Consider the following 19,355-nt stretch of genomic DNA (forward strand, 5'->3'; position numbering starts at 1 on the left):
TAATATTTTACAGATATATCAAACCTAGCATTAAAATTTTACAAAGAGGTATCGTCGTTTAGCGCGTGTTCTTGTACACTCTATGTAAAGATTACACTCACAGCGGAATTTGTCATGGCTTATGATTTATTGTTAACTACCTTACAAAAAAAAGACAAGCTTTCTGTATCAGAACTAAAAAAAGTAGAACGTGTCAAAAAAACGGCAGTTTCAGAAAGCTTACCGCAATTGCTGGTTAAATTAGGACTGTGTTCTGAGCTTGATGTCGCCGATGCCTTTGTAGAATCAGGGCAGTTTGAAAAAATTACGCCTGATCAATATCCTTTGGAAACACAGCTACCTGAAAACGTCTCTTTACGGTTTTTAAGGCAGTACCACGTCATTGGTTTAGCCAATATTGACAACAATATTACTGTCACCATGATGGATCCTGAAGATCAGTTTGTTATTGATGCCTTAAAACTAGCAACCGGCAAAAATATTATTGCCAAAGTAGGCTTGCTATCAGAAATTGATGCCGCATTGGAAGTACAGTATGGTGAAGGCCGTTCAAAAATGGACAAAGCCATAGATGATTTAGGGATTGATGACTTCGACGAAGAAGATCTTGAGCATCTAAAAGATTTAGCCAGTGAAGCGCCGGTTATTAAAATGGTTAACCTGATTATGCAACGTGCCATCGAAACCAAAGCGTCTGATATTCACATCGAACCCTTTGAGCAATCCTTAAAAGTCAGGTTACGTGTTGATGGTGTATTGAAAGAAATTGATGCACCCTCAGTAAAATCAACTGCTGCGGTCATTTCGCGCATTAAAATCATGGCAAAACTAAACATTGCCGAACGCCGTTTGCCGCAAGATGGCCGCATTAAAGTGCAAATGCTCGGTAAAGAACTGGATTTACGGGTGTCCACCATTCCAACCATGTACGGTGAAAGCGTTGTTATTCGTTTGCTGGACAAAGAAAACACCGTATTGGATTTTAAATCGCTTGGCTTTGGCGGGCGACAGCTGGAACAATTTGTCGAAGTCCTGTCCATGCCGCACGGCATTATCTTAATTACCGGCCCTACCGGTAGTGGCAAATCGACCAGCATGTACGCAGCACTTAAACAACTCAATACCTCCGAACGTAAAATCATTACCGTTGAAGATCCGGTCGAATACCAGATGGAAGGCGTGAATCAAATTCAAGCCAAGCCACAAATTGGCTTAACATTTGCCATGGCACTGCGTTCTATTGTGCGGCAAGACCCTGATGTGATTATGATTGGTGAAATGCGTGATTTAGAAACCGCGCGCATTGCCGTACAATCAGCGCTGACAGGCCATTTAGTGCTGTCCACCTTGCATACCAACGATGCCGCAGGTGGCGTAACGCGTTTATTGGATATGGGACTGGAAGAGTATCTGTTGACTTCTACGGTTAATGGTATATTAGCACAGCGTTTAGTTAGAAAATTGTGTCTGCATTGTAAAGACGCCTACCCTGCCTCACCTGAATTAATCAGCGAAATGAAGTTAAGACGCTTCATGCCAGAAGGTGATATTGTATTATATAAACCAGTCGGTTGCGGCTCCTGTGGCGGCTTAGGTTACCGTGGCCGATTGGCTATTATTGAATTTTTGCAGATGACAGATCCGTTACGTAAACTCATTATGGCGCATGAAGAAGCGGGCGCTATTCAACGACTGGCGATTGCCGAAGGCATGACCACCATGTATGAAAATGGCCTGCAAAAAGTGATGCAAGGCATTACTACGATAGAGGAAGTGTTGCGCGTGACCTCGGAAGCCTGATATGCCGTTATTTAACTATAAAGCCATTAATAATCAGGGTGAAACTGAAGACGGCGTAAAAGATGCTGCGGATGAACAGTCCGTTATTAAGGCCTTACAAGCGGACAACTATATTCCTATTCGCGTTACCCCGGTCAGTGCCAGATCCTTTTTGTTCGGCGGCGCCAAGAAAGGTAAATTAAACGCCAAGGAAATTGGCCTGTTTACCGGTGAATTGGCCGTGTTATTGGATTCGGGCTTACCTTTGGACAAATCGTTATCGGTATTGATTGACCTGACTGACGATAACGAACATCTCAGTAAACTCATTGGTAGAGTGCTGGAAAAGGTAAAAGGCGGCTCATCACTGGCCGATGCCTTAGAAAAACAGCCGGGTGTTTTCAGTAAGTTTTATTTGAATATGGTGCGGGCCGGTGAAGCGGGCGGTAGTTTAGGCGATGTATTAATGCGTCTGGCCGAGTATCTGGAGCGCTCTAAAGAACTTAAAGATACCGTTAGCACGGCGTTAATTTACCCCATTACTTTATTGGTGGCGTCCTTAGGATCTTTATTTGGCATGCTAACCTTTGTGGTGCCACAATTTACCGAAATGTTTGAAAACTCCGGCAAAGAATTACCGGTTTCCACACAAATTGTCGTTGCGCTATCGGATTGGCTGCAAACCTGGTGGTGGGCATTGTTTCTGGTGATTTTTGCGATTTATGCCTCTATGCGGATGCAACTGGCTAATCCGGTCAGTAAAAAAGCCTGGGATGGACGATTTTTAAAAATGCCCTTGGCAGGCACTATTATTTTAAACAAGGAAGTTGCCAATATCAGTAGAACCTTGGGTACCTTATTGGGTAACGGGGTTTCCATCTTGTCGGCACTGGTTATTGTGCGCGAAACCGTTGATAACTTGGTACTGGCAGATGCTGTTCACGATGCTTCCGAGCAACTTAAACAAGGTAAGCATATGTCTGAGGCCTTGCAAGATAAAGGAATTTTCCCCAAAATGGCCATGCAAATGATTAAAATGGGCGAAGAAACCGGACGATTGGAAGAAATGCTGCTGCGGGTAGCCAATATTTACGACAAACAGTTGCGAACATCGATAACCCGTATGCTCGCTTTGCTTGAACCGGTTTTGATAATTACTATGGGACTTATGATTGCGGGGATTATGGTCGCCATTTTCTCGGCAATCTTAGGTGTTAATGATTTAGCTTCTTAGGAATATAAAATGAGACATACGAAAAATCGTACACAAACAGGTTTTACCTTACTTGAGTTATTAGTGGTACTGGGCATTATTGCGATGCTCGCGGGCATTGTTGGCCCACAAGTGATGAAACACATGGGCGAGTCTAAAACCAAGGCTGCAAAAGTACAAATAGAAGACTTGGCTGCAACACTGGATATGTATAAATTAGATGTCGGTAGTTATCCTACCAGTGAACAAGGCTTGCAATCACTGGTGGAATCACCAGAAGGCGCCGCGCGCTGGAATGGGCCGTATTTGCGTAAAGGCAAAATACCGCTTGATCCCTGGAACCAAGAATATCATTACGTTTCACCCGGTGAACACGGAAAATTTGATTTATATTCATTAGGATCTGATGCAAAAGAAGGCGGTGAAGGCGAAGACAAGGACTTAGTTAACTGGGAATAATGCGCATTCAAAGGCCGGAAGATAATAAATCAAAAACAGGGCAGACTGCTTTTGTGTCGAATGCGTTAAAACCTAGCCAGGGTTTTACCCTACTTGAACTGATTGTTGTTCTGGTTATTATGGGACTGGGTTTTGCGGCCATCGGCATTAATTTATCTTCCGGTAATGAGACTACCGAACTTAAAGCGACCGCAAGAGATATGGCTTCCACCTTGCGTTATGCTAAAGGCCAGGCGCAATTATCACATCAAGAAACCACCTTAACTATTGATTTTGAGGAAAACAGCTACACCGTCAGTGGTCGTGACAAAGTTTACGAAATCCCACAAACTATCGATACCACCATGCACACTGGCCAGAACGAATTAACCGATGGCAAAGGCAGTATCCGGTTTTTTCCGGATGGCTCTTCTTCCGGCGGCTGGATCAAACTGGAGCGCGGTAAAATAGCCTGGCGTATTGATATCAACTGGCTGACAGGACAAGTCGAAATTAAAGATGTCATCCCATAAACACCAAGGGTTTTCGTTACTTGAAATCCTGATTGCCTTCACTATTCTGGCATTCTCATTAACTATTTTGCTGAGAATATTTTCTACAGGGGTTAACTCAGCGGTAATGTCTGAAGAATATACTGCCGCTGTACAAATTGCCGAATCCCTTATGGCCAAAACCGGCGTAGAAAGCAAACCGAAAAACGGCCAAACTTCGGGTGTAGAAAATGATAAATACCGCTGGGAAGTTTCGGTCAGTCCCTTTAATTTTGTAGTGGGTAAATTCCAGATGAAATCAACAGCAGAGCTGTTTAAAGTGGATGCAATAGTCAGCTGGGGCGATGACGACAACGACAGGCAAGTCAGATTAACGACACTAAAATTGGTCAATAAAGAACAGTAGATATGAATATGCAGAAGGCACAGCAATATCCATGCTTAACTGCCCAAGGCTTTACGCTGATTGAGGTACTCATCGCCATGACGCTATTAAGCGTTATGATGGCCATGCTGTTCGGCACCATGAAAATTTGTGCAGACAGCTGGGAAAAAGGCGAAAGTAAAGTGACCGATGTGAATGAAGTTGCCGTTGTTTATAACTTTTTTCAGCGCCATCTGAGTACAGCCCTGCCCTTGTGGGATGATTTTTCCTCTGATCCCAATTCGGGGATTAGATTATTTTCTTTTCAGGGCAAACCCGATGGCTTGCAATTTGTATCGTATTTTCCGGCCAGTGCCGGTAAGACCGGCGCGCAACTCATCAACATACAAGCGGCAAGAGATGATGAAGACGGCCAAATTCTCAATGTTGCTTTAACACCATTTTTCCCTTTAACAACAGGCGAAGGCTGGCAAAAAGAAGAGGTGGTATTGGTCAAGCGTGTCGCTCATTTTGAGCTGCATTATTTTGGTTCAGATGATCAGACCGGCGAACCCTATTGGCAGGATCAATGGCTGGAAAAAGAATTTCAACCGCGCCTAGTTAAAATAAAAATTGAATTAGATAACGGTATTTTTTGGCCAGAGATGATCTTCGACTTAAAAACGACTATTTCTGCTGAAAGTGCCGGACTTGCCACAGAAGCAGCGGTTAGCGCTGATAGTGCGCAGCCATAATAGATTGTTAAATATTGCCACCAAAACACGAAAGACATCAAAAAACGACTGATGCCTCAATAACGCAGAACTATTTAAGTTGCCAAAGCGCTGAGCATGAAATTCACACACTTATCTAACCCCGTCTTGTAACGCATGGCACATAAAAGGCACAGGTGATCTATAATTTAAACATAAAATCCAAAGGTTTTGCCTTAGTACTGGTCTTATGGGTGCTGAGTTTGCTAACACTAATGGCCGGTAGCTTTGCCTTGGGCATGCGCCGTGAAATATCTATAACCGAAGGCATTAAAAATAATGCACAGGCAGCGGCTATTGCCGAATCAGGCATTGCCATTGCCGAGCTGATGTTGCTGGGTTCAGAAACTGACAAGATTAATGCCGAGCAAGATAAAAGCTGGCGCACCGATGGCAGTATTTACCAAATAAACTATGGTGATACCCGGGTCAGGATTCGGATGTTATCGGAGACCGGCAAAATAGATATTAATCAGGCGGACACCCAGTTATTGCGGGCATTGTTTTCCCGTGCGCCTGCCACTGAGGATGATAGAAACGACCCTCTGATCAGGGTTTCTAAATGGGTCGGTGCAGTGATGGACTGGCGTGATAGCGATGATACAGTCAGCCCAAATGGCGCAGAGAAGCCAGAATACCAGACTGCTGGCTTAAAATATCAACCGGCTAATAAAGCGTTTCAAAATATTGAAGAATTGCAAATGGTATTAGGCATGAATGCCAAAACATTTAAATGGCTTGAACCGTTAATCACGGTGTATTCAGGACAGGCGCAGGTAGATAAAAGCGCAACACGGGAAGTGCTGTCACTATTGCCTGACTTAGAGCCGGGCATTATTGGGCAGTTCTTGGAAGCACGCTCAGAAAGCGCTAAATTGGATAAGCCTTTGACGTTTCCAATCACATCAAAATATATTAATGGTGCGGAAGCGGAAGGGCTGCAAAGCGGTGCAGTGACGATTATTTCTGAAGCTAAACTGGCAGATGGTAGCCGCGCAGCCGTAGGTGCATTGGTTATAAAATCAGAAGTAGATCCTGCGCTGCCCTTTCAAGTGTTGAAATGGCAGCGCAGTTATGCGAATGAAATTTCTTTATTTTCAACAGCAATGAATGAATTATTAGTAGCACAATATAATGAACCTCAATTCAACGATTGATCTAGATGTTAAAAAACTTTGGCATTGGTGGGTAGGAGAGCTTAGCTTTTTAGTCCCTGAAAAAGTCAAACAACTGGTTACCGATAAACGCGGTACGGTTATCGTTCACCCTGATGGGAATCAGTTTGTACTGAGCTTTGTCGACGATCAGCACAGTGAACAACTGGCAAGACTCGATCGCAACGAAACCGGTATAGCGCAATATAAAGAGCTGCTAGCAACCGACGAAAGACTGGATAAAGCGCAGTTAATCATCAGGTTATCAGAACGCGATGCCATCCAAAAAGAACTATCGTTACCTGCCGCCGCCAAAGAGAATCTACAGCAAGTGGTGGCTTACGAGCTGGATCGTTATACGCCCTTTAAAGCCGAACAAATTTATTTTGCTGTTCAGCCTTTAGAGGTAGAGAACGAACCTGGCCAACTGCGCGTTATGTTAATTATTGCGCTCAAAGAAACCGTTGATGCTATCTATGAAGACGCTAAAAACATGGGCATGGTGCCGTTATTTGTGGATTACGAAGACGCTGCCAATAATCTTTTGCGCCGTAACCATTACAACCTGCTCCCTGAAAACCTGAGGCCAAAAACAGCTAATCTGCCGCGCTTAGTGCATGGCGGTTTAATTGGCTTGTTTGCAGTGCTGGGGGCAATGGCTTTAGCTATGCCGGTTTGGTTTGAATACCGTGAGGTTAACGCTTTGCAATCCCGCGTTGACGGCATTGAAAAAGAAGCCAAAAAGGTTAATGTTTTACAGGCGGATATTGAGGCCATGATGGATGAAACCCGGCAATTACTGGCAGAAAAAAGCGCAACCCCAGCAGTGGTCGTTATCCTGGATGCGTTAAGTTCATTAATAAAAGATAATACGTGGTTGGCTTATGCCCAGTATTCGGAGAAACAATTGCAAATGCAGGGCGAATCACCCAATGCATCCACGTTAATTTCCGTCCTGGAAGCCTCTGACATATTTACTAACGCACGTTTTGTGTCGCCGGTGACCCAGGATACTGTTAGTAAATTAGAGCGCTTTCAGATTACTGTTGATGCGACCAAAGCAGGAGGCATTGATGGAACTGGCAAAAAATAACCAGACCCAGCGTTTAATCGCTGTCGGCATACTGGTTTTAGTTATCTTGTTGCTGACCGCACTGATTGTTATGCCCATCATCTCTAAAGGCCTGGAGTTGAGCGAAGCTAAAGAATCACTGGTTTTTAAGTTACAAAAATATGAGCGTATTTTAGCTAAAAAAGATTCCGTGCTTAAAAGTATGGCTAAAATCAAGGCGCAACATCTGGAACAAGGCTATTTTAACACTCAAAAGACACCGTCTTTGGCTTCTGCTGAATTACAGGAGTTTATTAAAAAATCTATTGTCGATGCCGGCGGCCAATTAAGCAGCACCCAGGCGCTTTCTGAAACTGAAAAAGATAAGTTTACCTTGATAACCGTCAGTGTGCGCATGACCGGTAATATGGAAATATTGCGCTCGGTTTTATACAAACTGGAAACCGCAACCCCATTGATTATTATTGACCAAATGGACATCAGGCCCATGCGCGGCAAACGCAACCGGATAACCCGCAAACTTGAGCCGAGTAATGACTTGAACGTTAACTTTCAAGCGGTAAGCTTTATGAGAAAGCAGCCCAAATGAATATCAAGCTTATTAAATTATTAACCGTACTGTGCATTTTGTTGCTGATAACTATTGCCGGTGAATGGCTATATGCAAAGCGTGTACAACAACAGACGTTGGCAGCGCTTAAGGTAACCGATAAAAAAACACCTCAAATTGCGCAAATGCCCACTATTGCCTTAACCAAAAAACCGGAACAAAGCTTTGCTGATATGGTGAATAGACCGCTATTTATCAAAGGGCGAAGACCTGTGCCGGAAGTGCCTGTAGATCCTAAGCTAGCAGTCGTTAAACCCAGTGGTCCGTTTAACTGGCAATTGAATGGTATCTATACTAAAGGTAAACGTTTGTTCGCCTTATTAAGCCGTTCGGTACGCACACCTAAAGGTAACTTTAAAAGATTATCCAAAGGAGCCGATATTGATGGCTGGACATTGGCAGAGGTGCAAAAAGATAAGGTTATTCTTAATCAAAACGGGTTGCAAAAAGAACTGTTGCTGCGTAAAGCCAAGCCTAAAACGCCAAAGAATAATCCCGCAGCTGATCCAAACAATCCGAACAATCCAAAAACGCCACAAGAACAAGCTCAGGGACAGGCGCCCCCCCCTATGCCAGAACCTTTACCTAATGGTGAGCCTTTGCAACAAGATGCCGATGCTGAGGTTGCACCTGAAACAGAACCTATGCCAGGCTCTGAAGAGGAAGTCATACCAGAGCCTGAACCCGAATTTCAAACTGATGAATTTAGCCAAGATACGAGCACATTTGATAATGGAACCAATGAACAATTTTAAAAAATTAACAACGGCATCTTATCTTGTCGCTGCCGCTTTAACACTGTCAGGATGCGAGCTACTCCTGCCAAGACCAAAGCCAAAAATACCATTGCCACCACTGGCTAAAGAGCAATACAAACAGCCAGTAACTTATCAGGAACTACAAAACAAACCGATTGCTACCGATCAATTACGCGCCAAAATTGAGTTATTCCCTGCGCGCAGTCAGTTTTCAGAAACGCCGCCAGTGGCTAAGCACCGCCGCACCATGACTAACGGTGTCGGCACTTATAGTCTTAATTTTGATGAGGCGGATTTGGGTGAAGTCGCTAAAGTCATCTTAAGTGATATCCTGGGGCAAAACTACGTATTAAGCCCAAAAGTAGCTGGCAAAGTCACTTTGCAAACCACACAGCCCTTGTCCAAAGAAGAGCTATTACCAACGCTGGAAATGGTATTGCGTATGAACAATGCGGCCTTGGTTAAAGATGGTAAGATTTTTCATATCGAACCCAGTGCAGAAGCGTTGTACACGTCAGATATTTCCACGGGCGCAGGCGCTAAAGCAGGCTATCAAACGCGTGTTATTACTATTCACAATGTGGGTGTGCAGAACATTGTTGATATCATCAAACCTTTGGTGCGCGATAAAACTATTTTAAATGTAGATCCCACCCGCAACAGCATGATACTGTCAGGCACACCAGATGAACTGGCGCGGATTATGGATATGGTCAGTACCTTTGATACCGACTTGTTAAGAGGCCGTTCCTTTGCCCTATTCTCGCTGGCGCATGTTGATCCGGAAAAAGTTATCGAAGAATTAAATGCCGTATTTGGTAAAAAAGGTGGCAAAACCGATGATAACGAATTCTTTCGCTTTATTCCTATTGAGCGCATGAATGCCGTGTTAGCTATTACCCATCAAGCCAGTTACTTACGGGACATCGAAAATTGGGTATATCGTCTGGATAAAGCCAATACCGCCAGTGGTGGTGGTGTTAATGTTTATAAAGTGCAACATATGGATGCCGTAGAATTAGCTGATCAGCTGAACGATATTTTTGGCAGCGGCGGTGGTTCTGGCAAACGAGACAAAGCCGGTAAAGTGGCGCCTGGCCAATCCTCAGGCGATTTAACAAATAAGGATAATTCAAGCCCAGACACTTCTTCCGGCATCTCTGCAGATGCGCCCTCTTCATCGGTATCGAAAAAAAGCTCTAAAAAGAGCAGTTCGTCGGGCTCAACCGGGGGAGCCAAGGTTGCCAATGTTGACGATGTTAAAATAGTCGCCGATGAAGCCAATAATGCTGTAGTGGTGGTATCCACAGCCCGTGAATACGCCATTATTTTACCCATTATCAAGCAGTTGGATATTATGCCCCTGCAAGTACTTATTGATGCCACTATTGCCGACGTGACTTTGAGAGATAATCTATCGTATGGTATTCAATGGTATTTAAACAATAGTGCTGCGGGACCTGGGGGGACAACAAGAACTGTTACCAATCCCAACACCGGTGTAGTGACGACAACAACCACCGGAGGAACAGGAGGAGCTGACTTGATGAATCTTGCTGCGGGTGCTATAACCGGAGGCCTAGGTTATACTTTTCTAAGTCATTCAGGTGATATCAGAATGGTTTTGACAGCTGAAGCAAACAAGGGAAATGTCAACATTATGTCATCACCCTCCCTAATGGTATTAAATAATCAGGAGGCCAATATACAGGTGGGGGATGAAATCTCTTTGGTGACCGGCGCGCTTAGCGGTGTTAGCAGTACTGCTACTCCTGATACCGGAAATAATAGCCTTATCCAAAATACGCAAAATCAACAACGTAAAACTGGTGTTAAATTAAAGGTAAAACCACGCGTTAATGCTAATGGTATGGTACTTTTAGATATTGAGCAAAGCGTTGAAGATGTTGATCCGGACAAAAAAACAGGTGGAGGTAACCCAACCATTCTAACGCGATCAATCAACAGTTCTGTCGCAGTACAAAGTGGAGAAACTCTAGTTTTGGGTGGATTAATCAGAGAAACTAATAATAATTCTAAAACCGGTATTCCGTTTTTACACGAACTGCCTTTAATAGGGCCATTATTCGGGAATACTAGCATCGCAAAAACCCGAACTGAACTGGTTGTTTTAATTACGCCGCGTGTAGTAAAAAGCTTGCAAGATACCCGTATTGTAACGGATGAATTCAGACGAAAATTAACGGGAATGTACGATTACCCTGGCAATAATACAAAGAAAGAATGGTACATCCGTGACTAAGTTTTGCTCGTAAAATCCAACTTACCGACGATTGCGATGATTGCGATGATGGGATTTTACATGCACTACGCGATCAGTTCTGATTGATACGTCAGCTAGCAACTAAGGCAGGAGGGAAGGTTAATCCGTCTGAACTTGTCAAACTATAAACGGATTAACCGTTCACCCTTGCCGAACGGTTAATCTTTATTGATTGTCCCGTCTTATGTAGTCACTAATTGCGTCTCTACAATAACGCAACAGGATTAAATCACACCATGCTCAAGCACCGGTAACACCCAATACTGTATCCCCGCTCCAGAAAACTCCTGCTTTAACTGCGCCAATAAAATCGATAAAGCTTCTTCCGCCACATACATTTGAAAACGGATCTTTTTTTGTCGACCGCTAACTTGCTCCGCCAACGATAAACCATGATTATCATGATGATGGGCATTAACTGGAAAACTGCTGAAGCCATGCTCTGATTCCAGTAGCAACAGACAATCCACCACCAATTCGTCCAGTCCTGGCGGTACATTCAACGTCACCAGATATTCTTTGTTATTCATTACACAGGCTCCTTGGCAACACCAAATAATCTAAACAAAATTGGCAGCAAAAATAAAGTTAAAAAGGTAGATGATACCAAGCCGCCAATCACCACTATCGCCAACGGTCGTTGAATTTCAGAACCCGGCCCTGTGGCAAACAATAACGGTATCAAGCCAAAAGCTGCAATACTGGCGGTCATTAACACCGGTCTTAACCGGCGCGACGAACCCAACGTAACTACCTTAAGTATCTCCATGCCCGTAGCTTTCAGCTGATTAAAATAACTGACCATCACCACCCCGTTTAACACAGCAATCCCCAACAGCGCGATAAAGCCGACCGAGGCCGGAACTGATAAATACTCGCCAGACAGCCATAGCGCAAACACACCACCGACCATGGCCAGCGGAATATTGGATAATACCAACACAGCTTGGCGCACCGAACCAAAGGTTGAAAACAACAACAAAAAGATCAATCCTAATGAAATCGGCACAACCAAAGATAATGTCGCTGCAGCACGTTGCTGATTTTCAAACTGGCCACCAAACTCAACGGTGTAACCCGGAGGCAATTTGACTTTTTCGGCTACAACTTTACGGGCTTCATCGACAAAACTCACTAAATCACGATTTTTGACATTACTGGTAATAACGACAAAACGCTGACCTTTCTCACGCTCTACTGACACTACACCTTCCACTTTTTCAATTTTAGCCACGGCAGTTACCGGCAAATGGCCACCATTAGGCAAAGTGATTTGCAGGTTTTCAAAGTTGGCCGTGTTACTGCTTCCACGCAAAATGAGCGGTGTACGCTTGATGCCTTCTTGAACTATGCCTATATTTAAGCCTTCAATTTGCGCGCGCAACAGCGTTTCTATGCTATCGCTATCCAGACCTAAACGGCCCGCCGCTGATTTATCAATCGTTAATTGTAAAAACTGCATGCCTTCATTAACTTTAGTGGCTACATCAGAAGCGCCCGTTATGGTTTTTACTGCGCTGGTAATTTGCCCCGCTTTTTCGTTTAGCACGGCAAGATCAGCACCGAACAACTTAATCGCCACATCGCCGCGTGTGCCTGTCAGCATTTCTGAAACACGCATTTCAATAGGTTGGGTAAATTTAAAAGCTATGCCCGGCGTTGCTGCCATTACTTTCCTGATTTCTTCAATCAAGGTTTCTTTGCTGTGCATGCGCCATTGATCTTTAGGCTTTAGTATAAGAAAGGTATCGGTATCGTTTAGGCTCATCGGATCAAGCCCCAATTCATCTGTACCCACGCGAGCGACAACATCCACTATTTCCGGAATTTGCTTACGCAGATTTTTTTGCACCTGACCATCCAGAGCCACCGATTGCTCCAGGGTAATCGACGGCAATTTTTCCAGTTGCACAATGATGTCACCCTCATCCATCGTGGGCATAAAGGTGCTGCCTATTTGGGTAAATACCATCACAGTGGCCACCAATAATACACCAGCAAACACAAAGACTTTTTTACTGTTAGCTAAACACCACAACAAAGCAGGCTGATATAGTCTTTGTAAATGCCGAGGTAACCAGGGTTCTTCATGGGAGACTTCTTTTAACAAATAGGAAGCAATCACGGGAATAACGGTCAGTGATAACACCAGCGAACCGCTAAGCGCAAACACGATAGTCAACGCAACCGGAGTAAATAGTTTGCCTTCCAGACCTTGTAAAGTCAGCAAGGGTAAAAACACAATAATAATAATCAAAATACCGGCAGTGACTGAACCTGCCACTTCAGCGGTCGCGCGGTAAATAACGTGCAGCCTAGGCAAACGTTTGGCTTTTTCCACATGTGCCAGATGGGTGATGAGATTTTCAACCACCACCACCGCACCATCCACCAGCATACCGATGGCAATCGCCAAACCACCCAAACTCATCAGGTTGGCCGACATACCCATGGTGTTCATTAAAATAAAGGTAAATAACGCCGCCAAAGGTAATGCCAAAGCTACCACCACCGCCGCTCGCAAGTCACCTAAAAATAAAATTAACAACACCACCACTAATACAATAGCTTCCAGCAAGGCATGTAAAACGGTATTTACTGCTTTATCTACCAAATTACCTCGATTATAAAAGACCTTGGTTTCAACGCCTTTAGGAAAACCTTTACTGATTTCTGCCAGCTTTTCTTCAATACCGACAATAGTTTGCCGCGCATTAGCACCGCGCAGGCTCAGTACCAATCCAGTTACCGCTTCACCTTCGCCGTTTTTACTGACCGCACCGTAACGGGTTAACGCACCGATTTTTATTTCTGCAACATCCCGGACGGTAACCGGCGCGCCATTTTTATTATCAACGACTATACGGGCAATATCATCCAGATTCTTGATACGGCCTTCTGCACGTACAATCAACGCTTCTTCGCCGTCAGTCATACGGCCTGCGCCGTCATTACGGTTATTGCTTTGCAAGGCATGTATGAGGGCTTCTAAACTAATACCTCTGGCCGATAGCTTGATACTATCAGGAATAACTTCAAAACTGCGCACAAGACCGCCCAGCGAGTTCACATCTGCTACGCCAGATACCGTGCGTAAAGCAGGGCGAATCACCCAGTCCAGCAAATCGCGACGCTCCATTAAGCTTAAGCCGCCGCCCTCCACAGAGAACATGAACATTTCACCTAAAGGCGTGGTCATGGGGGCAATACCGCCAGAAACACCGGTCGGCAAATTGCCCCACAGGGTATTTAAACGTTCGGCAATTTGTTGCCGCGCCCAATAAATATCGGTGCCTTCGGCAAAATCCACGGTAATATCAGTCAGCGCGTATTTGGCAATAGAGCGCAACATGGTTTGATGCGGAATACCCAGCAACTCCACTTCTATCGGAGCTGTTATGCGGGCTTCTACCTCTTCAGGAGTCATGCCGGGAGCTTTAACAATAATCTTGACCTGTGTGGGTGACACCTCCGGAAAAGCATCAATCGGAATATGTTTAAACGCATAATAGCCACCACCTGAGAGCAGCAAGACGAAAATCATCATCAACAGCCGCTGACTTAGCGCAAAGCGTATCAAACTAGCCATTATTCAGCACTCCCCAAACCTAACCAAGTAGCTTTTAGTGCGACAGCACCTTTAATAGCAATATCTTCACTGCCGATGAAATCACCAGTAATTGTGGAGTGATTATCTTGTTTACCAACGACGTTAATAGTGCTGACCTTAAAGCCTTTAGGCGTACGAATAAACACAAAAGATTTTCCTTCGTTTTGCGCAATGGCGGTATTGGGCACCTTAAAAGTGTCGTTATCGCTAGGCTGAATGATCTGAATGTTAACGCGCTGCCCGGGTCTTATCCCCGTGTGTTCGCCTTGAAGAATGGCTCTGGCCATGATGGTTTGGTTTTCTGGATTAACACTTTGACCTAACAAACTAATTTTGGCACTGATTGGGGTATTTTCTATCAATACCTGATTGCCAACGTTAATATCACCAAGCCGTTCTTGCGGGATATTGATTTCCAGCCACAATTCTTTTAAATCGGCAATACGATATAACGGTGCCAACATATCAACACGGGTACCCGCCACCACCATGCGTTCTATGACTACACCAGAAATAGGCGCATGTACGCTCAGCGCACTGTTTAAATGATGACTATCTTTAAGGTGCTTAATAGCGTTGCCAGACATGCCGGCAATTTCCAGTAATTGCCGTGCTTCGTTTACATCCAGGGCGGCCGCGTTATATTGGCTAAGCGTTTCTTGTTCACGCCTTGCTGCAATAACGCCGTCTTTTAAAAGTTTTTTATCGCGTTGATAAGTTGCTGTCGCTAAATTAAACGTGCTAACAGTTTTAAGAAAACGTCCTTGTAACGCTAATAGATCAGGGCTATTAATCTGTGCCAGCAAAGCCCCTTTTTTAACATGATCACCAACAGACGCATGTAATCTATTGATTAACCCAGACTGAGACGCGTTAACAATGTATTCATGTTCAGAAGGAATAACGACTTTAGCAGGCGCGGTCAGCAATGGAGTTTGACTAACCGGTTCCAGTTTGCCCATTTGTACGCCAAGATTAGCTATCTGCTCTTGAGAGATTTCGATAGTGTTTGCAGCCATGCTTGAAACGTTAAACAAAGACAGTAATAAAGCCAGCTCGAGCAGCTTGTGTTTGGTAACTTGAATTTTAAATAGGTGAATCAGATTCATGGTACAACTCCTACTGCCTGGTTATAGAGGGCTTTGTCGCGCTCGAGGATAACAGAACGTTCCTTGGCATTAAGAATGGCTAATTGGGCTCTGGATTGAATTCTCAGCAAATCCATTAAATTAATTTCACCCACGGAAAAGCTGAGCTGCATCATCTGGTAATGATCTTCAGCCACTTTTTGTAACTGGTTGGCAATATCCAATTCAGCCGCGTTAACTTCCAGATTGTGTTCGGCTTCATGATGCGTTTGCTCTAAATCCCTGTATAACTGTTCACGCTGGGAAATCAGCCTGGCCATTTCAACTTGGGCAGCGGCTATATGCGGTGCTAAATGTGCCTCACCTCCAAAAGGCACATTCACGCCAATATTGAAACTTTCCGTTTCATTGGATCGCGAATCATGGAAACCACGGTCACTGTTGATGCCAATGGCCACACTGTTTTGGCCAGAGCCAACGAGTTTAATAGCTTTTATTTCGGTCTGCTTACGTTCAATTAGGCTATTGACTGCCGTTAATGCGGGGTGATTGTGTTGAATTTCTTTCAAGGCAACCAAATTTTCTGCATACTGGCCGGGCATTTTGGTGGATTGGGTAATGCTGGTATAACGTTTGCGGGCGTGCATCAACTCCGCTTCAGCCAGGGTTAGATTCGAGAGTTTTTGCAAACGCTCAGTTTGTGCCAGCAATGCGTCGGCAACCGGTAAGTCGCCTAATTCAACCCGGCGCTCGACCTTGGCATACAGTTGCTCAACAATGTCCAAATCAGCTACCGCCTGCTCATGGCGAATTTTTTGTAAGGCGATATCCCATAACGCGCCTCTAATGAGGCCGGCAAGCCGTAATTTAACGGCTGCTGATTGTGCCTCGCCACTGCTTTCGGCCTGTCTGGCGACAGCTTTTTCGGCATTGCGTTGGCCAGGATTCCACAGCGGTACTTGTACGCCAGCATCGACATAATGCAGCGTGCCACTGCTAGCTTCCTGAAAACGCAAACTGGCTTGTGAGGAGCCAGCGGTCCAGCTTTTACTGCGTTTTGCAAGAGCGGCGGCTTCATCTTCCAAGGAGTTGAGCCAGGTAGTATCGGGAAATTTTTCCACGGCATCGCTAATTGTTTTCGATAATGTCAACTTACTGTCAACTTCAATCAGATCTTCATGATTAACAATGGGAGGGGGTTCTGCAAAAGTCAGCGATGTTGCCAGCAAAAATACCGGCACACCTCTTTTCAATAAATGTAAAACAAGCATAGATGAACTCGGTGCGGGTTAGCGCGTGTTAAGGTTCAGTACGATGTGGCAATCAACCTACCTAGATAGTGCAAATGCAATACAGTGTTAGGAATGATGCCGGAAAACAGAAGGAGACAGCGTGAGCCATGTCCAGATCAAACGAGGTATTACTGAGGGGGTGCGCGTGCAGAGTGAGCGGAAGCTAAAGTTTGTACAGCAATATGCTGGAAGTGTGGGGAAAAATTAGTATCAAACTGAAACAGCGTGATCTTAAGAACGACAGCAGGAGGCGTTATATAAACCTGAACATCGGTATCATCAAGTGTAATGCTTTGTTTAGCTTTAAGACCTGTGTTAACGCCTACCAGTACACCTTCAGAATCAATATGGTAAGAAGACATCTGTAATGTTGCCACGTCTTGAGATAACTCATAAACCTCAAGACCTGGAACATGAAAGCCTTTATCAAAAATTTTCTCGCCGGTGTGCGCATGCACTAACGGTGCAATAAATTGCAACATAACCAGAAAAACAATAATAAACGTGCGTAGTGATATGAACATGGTGCTAATTATGGCATTAAAAATCATTAGCACGCAAAATTTAATACCCTACGTTAACTTAAGAATAGGAGTTTTTCCTTTTGTATCAGCTTGACTGCAATTATTTCCTGAAATAGAGGAAAATAAGCCATAAATTTTAGATAAGGGGAGTTTAATGAAAAAAGCGTTAGCAGTGTGTCTCGGTCTTGCTCTATCATCGGTTAGTTTAGCAGATGATGATACCAGTATTTGGATAAGCAATACTTACCAAACTGATTTTGGTGGCAGTAAGTATTTGGCATTTTTGGAATTGCAACCGCGTTTTAATAAAGATGACACCAAATTTAGCCAATTGATCATACGGCCTTTTTTTGGATACAAAATTACCAAAAGGTTACAGGCCTCGCTAGGGTTTGCCTGGCAAGGCGAATACAATTCCAAAGATAAATTCGATTTGGCCACTAAGGACGTGGTCGAGCAAGTGCAATGGATTGATAATCTAACCCCTCAACTCAATTTTCAATATCGCTTCCGTTTGGAGCAACGTTTTTTTGCTGATGCGGATTTATCGCACCGTATGCGCCACCGGTTCAGGTTTCAATATTCTATCCCTGAATCCAAAATATTTCTGGTGGCTTTTGACGAATTGTTTATTTACCTTAATTCGGTCAACTCTGGACGGCTAGAACATTCGGTTCAATCTGGCATCAGTCAAAACCGCTCTTATTTTGGCGTGGGTTATAAATTAACTCCCCACGTCAATATTGATACCGGCTACCAACTGCAATACGTCAATAACTTTGGTAAAGAGGATTTGTATAACCACGTTTGGCTAACCAATTTGAATATTAACTTCTAAAGCTATCTTCCCTATCTGCGCTTAACAAGCAGTCATTGTTAGGTGCGGAAGATTTGGCTGTTCATTTTAAGACAGCAATAACGCAATTAATCCCATTCCAATAATTTCCACATATTGATATTACTGTCTCTATCCAATTCGCTGCGGCGCACATCCATCTTGCCGTCGCCATTAGTATCCATAAAATAATACGGTGGCCCTATATCCGGTGTCACCTTCACCATATACAGCTTGCCGCCTCTGCGGTATTCCTGAATTGTCTTCTTGGCTTTGCGAATAATAGTAATGTCAGGCTCCATTTCCTCACCACTTTCTACAGAACCAGGGGATTCTGGCACATCAGGAACGGCTTCAAGAACGGGCGGCTGTACTTCAGCAGCTAATAAAGGCAAGGCAAAAAGACTAAGTAAAATAAAGCGGCGCATATATCAAGCCCTGTCAGAATGAAACTTCGGCTATCTTATTATAGTTTTTACCCATTGGCTGTATTAATCGGCACATTGATAAAAAAACTGGCACTTGTAGCTTTTAAAATCACATTAAAGCCCCAACTCGCTTAAGCCTGGATGATCATCAGGACGCCGACCTTGTGGCCAATGAAATTTTCGGTCGGTTTCTTGAATGGCTAAATCATTAATGCTGGCATAGCGACGGCGCATTAAACCATTTTCGTCGAATTCCCAGTTCTCATTACCGTAAGAACGGAACCAAGCGCCATTGTCATTATGCCATTCATAAGCAAAGCGTACGGCAATACGATTGCCATTAAATGCCCAAAGTTCCTTAATTAGCCGATATTCATGCTCTTTTGCCCATTTTTGGCTAAGAAATTCTATAATTTGCTCGCGACCTACCGGAAATTCCGCACGATTACGCCATGAGCTATCAACGCTATAAGCCAGTGCGACACGTTCAGGATTGCGATTATTCCAGCCATCTTCCGCCATGCGCACTTTTTGCGTGGCGGTATCAAAAGTGAAAGGCGGAAAGGGTGGACGCGGCTCATGGCTTGTGATCATGAAAAACTCCTATATGGTAAAAAGAAT

Annotated in this window: 19 protein-coding genes; 12 read left to right on the forward strand and 7 right to left on the reverse strand. The window is 44.2% G+C overall.

Going from position 1 to position 19,355, the window contains the following annotated elements; translation table 11 throughout:
• Positions 1–114: 114 nt before the first annotated feature.
• The 11 genes from gspE (at position 115) to gspD (ending at position 10,936) form a co-directional block, all read left to right on the forward strand.
• Positions 115–1,800 (forward strand): type II secretion system ATPase GspE, encoded by a 1,686-nt coding sequence (gene gspE / locus ACHZC4_RS01750; RefSeq protein WP_394752040.1) that lies wholly within the window; start codon positions 115–117, stop codon positions 1,798–1,800.
• Position 1,801: 1 nt separating this feature from the next.
• Positions 1,802–3,013 (forward strand): type II secretion system F family protein, encoded by a 1,212-nt coding sequence (locus tag ACHZC4_RS01755; RefSeq protein ID WP_394752041.1) that lies wholly within the window; start codon positions 1,802–1,804, stop codon positions 3,011–3,013.
• Positions 3,014–3,022: 9 nt separating this feature from the next.
• Positions 3,023–3,451, forward strand: a complete 429-nt coding sequence (gspG, locus tag ACHZC4_RS01760; protein ID WP_394752042.1) for a type II secretion system major pseudopilin GspG — start codon at positions 3,023–3,025, stop codon at positions 3,449–3,451.
• Positions 3,451–3,963 (forward strand): GspH/FimT family pseudopilin, encoded by a 513-nt coding sequence (locus tag ACHZC4_RS01765; RefSeq protein ID WP_394752043.1) that lies wholly within the window; start codon positions 3,451–3,453, stop codon positions 3,961–3,963. The genes gspG and ACHZC4_RS01765 overlap by 1 nt, the downstream gene beginning before the upstream one ends.
• Positions 3,950–4,348 (forward strand): prepilin-type N-terminal cleavage/methylation domain-containing protein, encoded by a 399-nt coding sequence (locus ACHZC4_RS01770; protein WP_394752044.1) that lies wholly within the window; start codon positions 3,950–3,952, stop codon positions 4,346–4,348. Before ACHZC4_RS01765 ends, ACHZC4_RS01770 begins: the two co-directional genes overlap by 14 nt.
• Before the next feature lie 2 nt (positions 4,349–4,350).
• A complete protein-coding gene (locus tag ACHZC4_RS01775; RefSeq protein ID WP_394752045.1) occupies positions 4,351–5,061 on the forward strand; it encodes a prepilin-type N-terminal cleavage/methylation domain-containing protein in 711 nt (236 codons plus the stop codon).
• A gap of 155 nt (positions 5,062–5,216) precedes the next feature.
• Complete coding sequence (locus tag ACHZC4_RS01780; RefSeq protein ID WP_394752046.1) at positions 5,217–6,236, forward strand: general secretion pathway protein GspK; 1,020 nt, start codon at positions 5,217–5,219, stop codon at positions 6,234–6,236.
• Positions 6,214–7,326 (forward strand): PilN domain-containing protein, encoded by a 1,113-nt coding sequence (locus ACHZC4_RS01785; RefSeq protein WP_394752047.1) that lies wholly within the window; start codon positions 6,214–6,216, stop codon positions 7,324–7,326. Before ACHZC4_RS01780 ends, ACHZC4_RS01785 begins: the two co-directional genes overlap by 23 nt.
• A complete protein-coding gene (gspM, locus tag ACHZC4_RS01790) occupies positions 7,307–7,894 on the forward strand; it encodes a type II secretion system protein GspM (protein WP_394752048.1) in 588 nt (195 codons plus the stop codon). Before ACHZC4_RS01785 ends, gspM begins: the two co-directional genes overlap by 20 nt.
• Positions 7,891–8,670: a hypothetical protein gene (locus tag ACHZC4_RS01795; RefSeq protein WP_394752049.1), complete on the forward strand. Its 780-nt coding sequence runs from the start codon at positions 7,891–7,893 to the stop codon at positions 8,668–8,670. Before gspM ends, ACHZC4_RS01795 begins: the two co-directional genes overlap by 4 nt.
• Positions 8,657–10,936 (forward strand): type II secretion system secretin GspD, encoded by a 2,280-nt coding sequence (gene gspD / locus ACHZC4_RS01800; protein WP_394752050.1) that lies wholly within the window; start codon positions 8,657–8,659, stop codon positions 10,934–10,936. Before ACHZC4_RS01795 ends, gspD begins: the two co-directional genes overlap by 14 nt.
• A gap of 245 nt (positions 10,937–11,181) precedes the next feature.
• Here gspD and ACHZC4_RS01805 read toward each other — a convergent pair whose 3' ends face one another.
• The 5 genes from ACHZC4_RS01805 to ACHZC4_RS01825 form a co-directional block, all read right to left on the reverse strand.
• Complete coding sequence (locus ACHZC4_RS01805; RefSeq protein WP_394752051.1) at positions 11,182–11,487, reverse strand: DUF3240 family protein; 306 nt, start codon at positions 11,485–11,487, stop codon at positions 11,182–11,184.
• Positions 11,487–14,546, reverse strand: a complete 3,060-nt coding sequence (locus ACHZC4_RS01810) for an efflux RND transporter permease subunit (RefSeq protein ID WP_394752052.1) — start codon at positions 14,544–14,546, stop codon at positions 11,487–11,489. The genes ACHZC4_RS01805 and ACHZC4_RS01810 overlap by 1 nt, the downstream gene beginning before the upstream one ends.
• A complete protein-coding gene (locus tag ACHZC4_RS01815; protein WP_394752053.1) occupies positions 14,546–15,676 on the reverse strand; it encodes an efflux RND transporter periplasmic adaptor subunit in 1,131 nt (376 codons plus the stop codon). Before ACHZC4_RS01815 ends, ACHZC4_RS01810 begins: the two co-directional genes overlap by 1 nt.
• Positions 15,673–16,926, reverse strand: a complete 1,254-nt coding sequence (locus ACHZC4_RS01820; protein WP_394752054.1) for a TolC family protein — start codon at positions 16,924–16,926, stop codon at positions 15,673–15,675. The genes ACHZC4_RS01815 and ACHZC4_RS01820 overlap by 4 nt, the downstream gene beginning before the upstream one ends.
• A gap of 149 nt (positions 16,927–17,075) precedes the next feature.
• Positions 17,076–17,471: a hypothetical protein gene (locus ACHZC4_RS01825; protein WP_394752055.1), complete on the reverse strand. Its 396-nt coding sequence runs from the start codon at positions 17,469–17,471 to the stop codon at positions 17,076–17,078.
• 154 nt (positions 17,472–17,625) lie between these two features.
• Between ACHZC4_RS01825 and ACHZC4_RS01830 the strand changes: the two genes are divergently transcribed.
• Entirely contained in the window at positions 17,626–18,309 is a 684-nt protein-coding gene (locus tag ACHZC4_RS01830) for a DUF2490 domain-containing protein (protein WP_394752056.1), read from the forward strand.
• Between the two features lie 86 nt (positions 18,310–18,395).
• Here ACHZC4_RS01830 and ACHZC4_RS01835 read toward each other — a convergent pair whose 3' ends face one another.
• Together ACHZC4_RS01835 and ACHZC4_RS01840 are read right to left on the reverse strand one after the other, a co-directional pair.
• A complete protein-coding gene (locus tag ACHZC4_RS01835) occupies positions 18,396–18,734 on the reverse strand; it encodes a DUF2782 domain-containing protein (RefSeq protein ID WP_394752057.1) in 339 nt (112 codons plus the stop codon).
• A gap of 114 nt (positions 18,735–18,848) precedes the next feature.
• Complete coding sequence (locus tag ACHZC4_RS01840) at positions 18,849–19,328, reverse strand: DUF1348 family protein (protein WP_394752059.1); 480 nt, start codon at positions 19,326–19,328, stop codon at positions 18,849–18,851.
• Between the last annotated feature and the right edge of the window lie 27 nt (positions 19,329–19,355).

Source organism: Crenothrix sp., from assembly GCF_043729335.1.
In the GTDB taxonomy this organism is placed as follows: domain Bacteria; phylum Pseudomonadota; class Gammaproteobacteria; order Methylococcales; family Methylomonadaceae; genus Crenothrix.

What these genes read in the sequence shown, in the direction of transcription:
- gspE (WP_394752040.1), top strand. Translation starts at nt 115, where the DNA reads ATGGCTTATGATTTATTGTTAACTACCTTACAAAAAAAAGACAAGCTT.
- ACHZC4_RS01755 (WP_394752041.1), top strand. Translation starts at nt 1,802, where the DNA reads ATGCCGTTATTTAACTATAAAGCCATTAATAATCAGGGTGAAACTGAA.
- gspG (WP_394752042.1), top strand. Translation starts at nt 3,023, where the DNA reads ATGAGACATACGAAAAATCGTACACAAACAGGTTTTACCTTACTTGAG.
- ACHZC4_RS01765 (WP_394752043.1), top strand. Translation starts at nt 3,451, where the DNA reads ATGCGCATTCAAAGGCCGGAAGATAATAAATCAAAAACAGGGCAGACT.
- ACHZC4_RS01770 (WP_394752044.1), top strand. Translation starts at nt 3,950, where the DNA reads ATGTCATCCCATAAACACCAAGGGTTTTCGTTACTTGAAATCCTGATT.
- ACHZC4_RS01775 (WP_394752045.1), top strand. Translation starts at nt 4,351, where the DNA reads ATGAATATGCAGAAGGCACAGCAATATCCATGCTTAACTGCCCAAGGC.
- ACHZC4_RS01785 (WP_394752047.1), top strand. Translation starts at nt 6,214, where the DNA reads ATGAACCTCAATTCAACGATTGATCTAGATGTTAAAAAACTTTGGCAT.
- gspM (WP_394752048.1), top strand. Translation starts at nt 7,307, where the DNA reads ATGGAACTGGCAAAAAATAACCAGACCCAGCGTTTAATCGCTGTCGGC.
- ACHZC4_RS01795 (WP_394752049.1), top strand. Translation starts at nt 7,891, where the DNA reads ATGAATATCAAGCTTATTAAATTATTAACCGTACTGTGCATTTTGTTG.
- gspD (WP_394752050.1), top strand. Translation starts at nt 8,657, where the DNA reads ATGAACAATTTTAAAAAATTAACAACGGCATCTTATCTTGTCGCTGCC.
- ACHZC4_RS01805 (WP_394752051.1), bottom strand. Translation starts at nt 11,487, where the DNA reads ATGAATAACAAAGAATATCTGGTGACGTTGAATGTACCGCCAGGACTG.
- ACHZC4_RS01810 (WP_394752052.1), bottom strand. Translation starts at nt 14,546, where the DNA reads ATGGCTAGTTTGATACGCTTTGCGCTAAGTCAGCGGCTGTTGATGATG.
- ACHZC4_RS01815 (WP_394752053.1), bottom strand. Translation starts at nt 15,676, where the DNA reads ATGAATCTGATTCACCTATTTAAAATTCAAGTTACCAAACACAAGCTG.
- ACHZC4_RS01820 (WP_394752054.1), bottom strand. Translation starts at nt 16,926, where the DNA reads ATGCTTGTTTTACATTTATTGAAAAGAGGTGTGCCGGTATTTTTGCTG.
- ACHZC4_RS01825 (WP_394752055.1), bottom strand. Translation starts at nt 17,471, where the DNA reads ATGTTCATATCACTACGCACGTTTATTATTGTTTTTCTGGTTATGTTG.
- ACHZC4_RS01830 (WP_394752056.1), top strand. Translation starts at nt 17,626, where the DNA reads ATGAAAAAAGCGTTAGCAGTGTGTCTCGGTCTTGCTCTATCATCGGTT.
- ACHZC4_RS01835 (WP_394752057.1), bottom strand. Translation starts at nt 18,734, where the DNA reads ATGCGCCGCTTTATTTTACTTAGTCTTTTTGCCTTGCCTTTATTAGCT.
- ACHZC4_RS01840 (WP_394752059.1), bottom strand. Translation starts at nt 19,328, where the DNA reads ATGATCACAAGCCATGAGCCGCGTCCACCCTTTCCGCCTTTCACTTTT.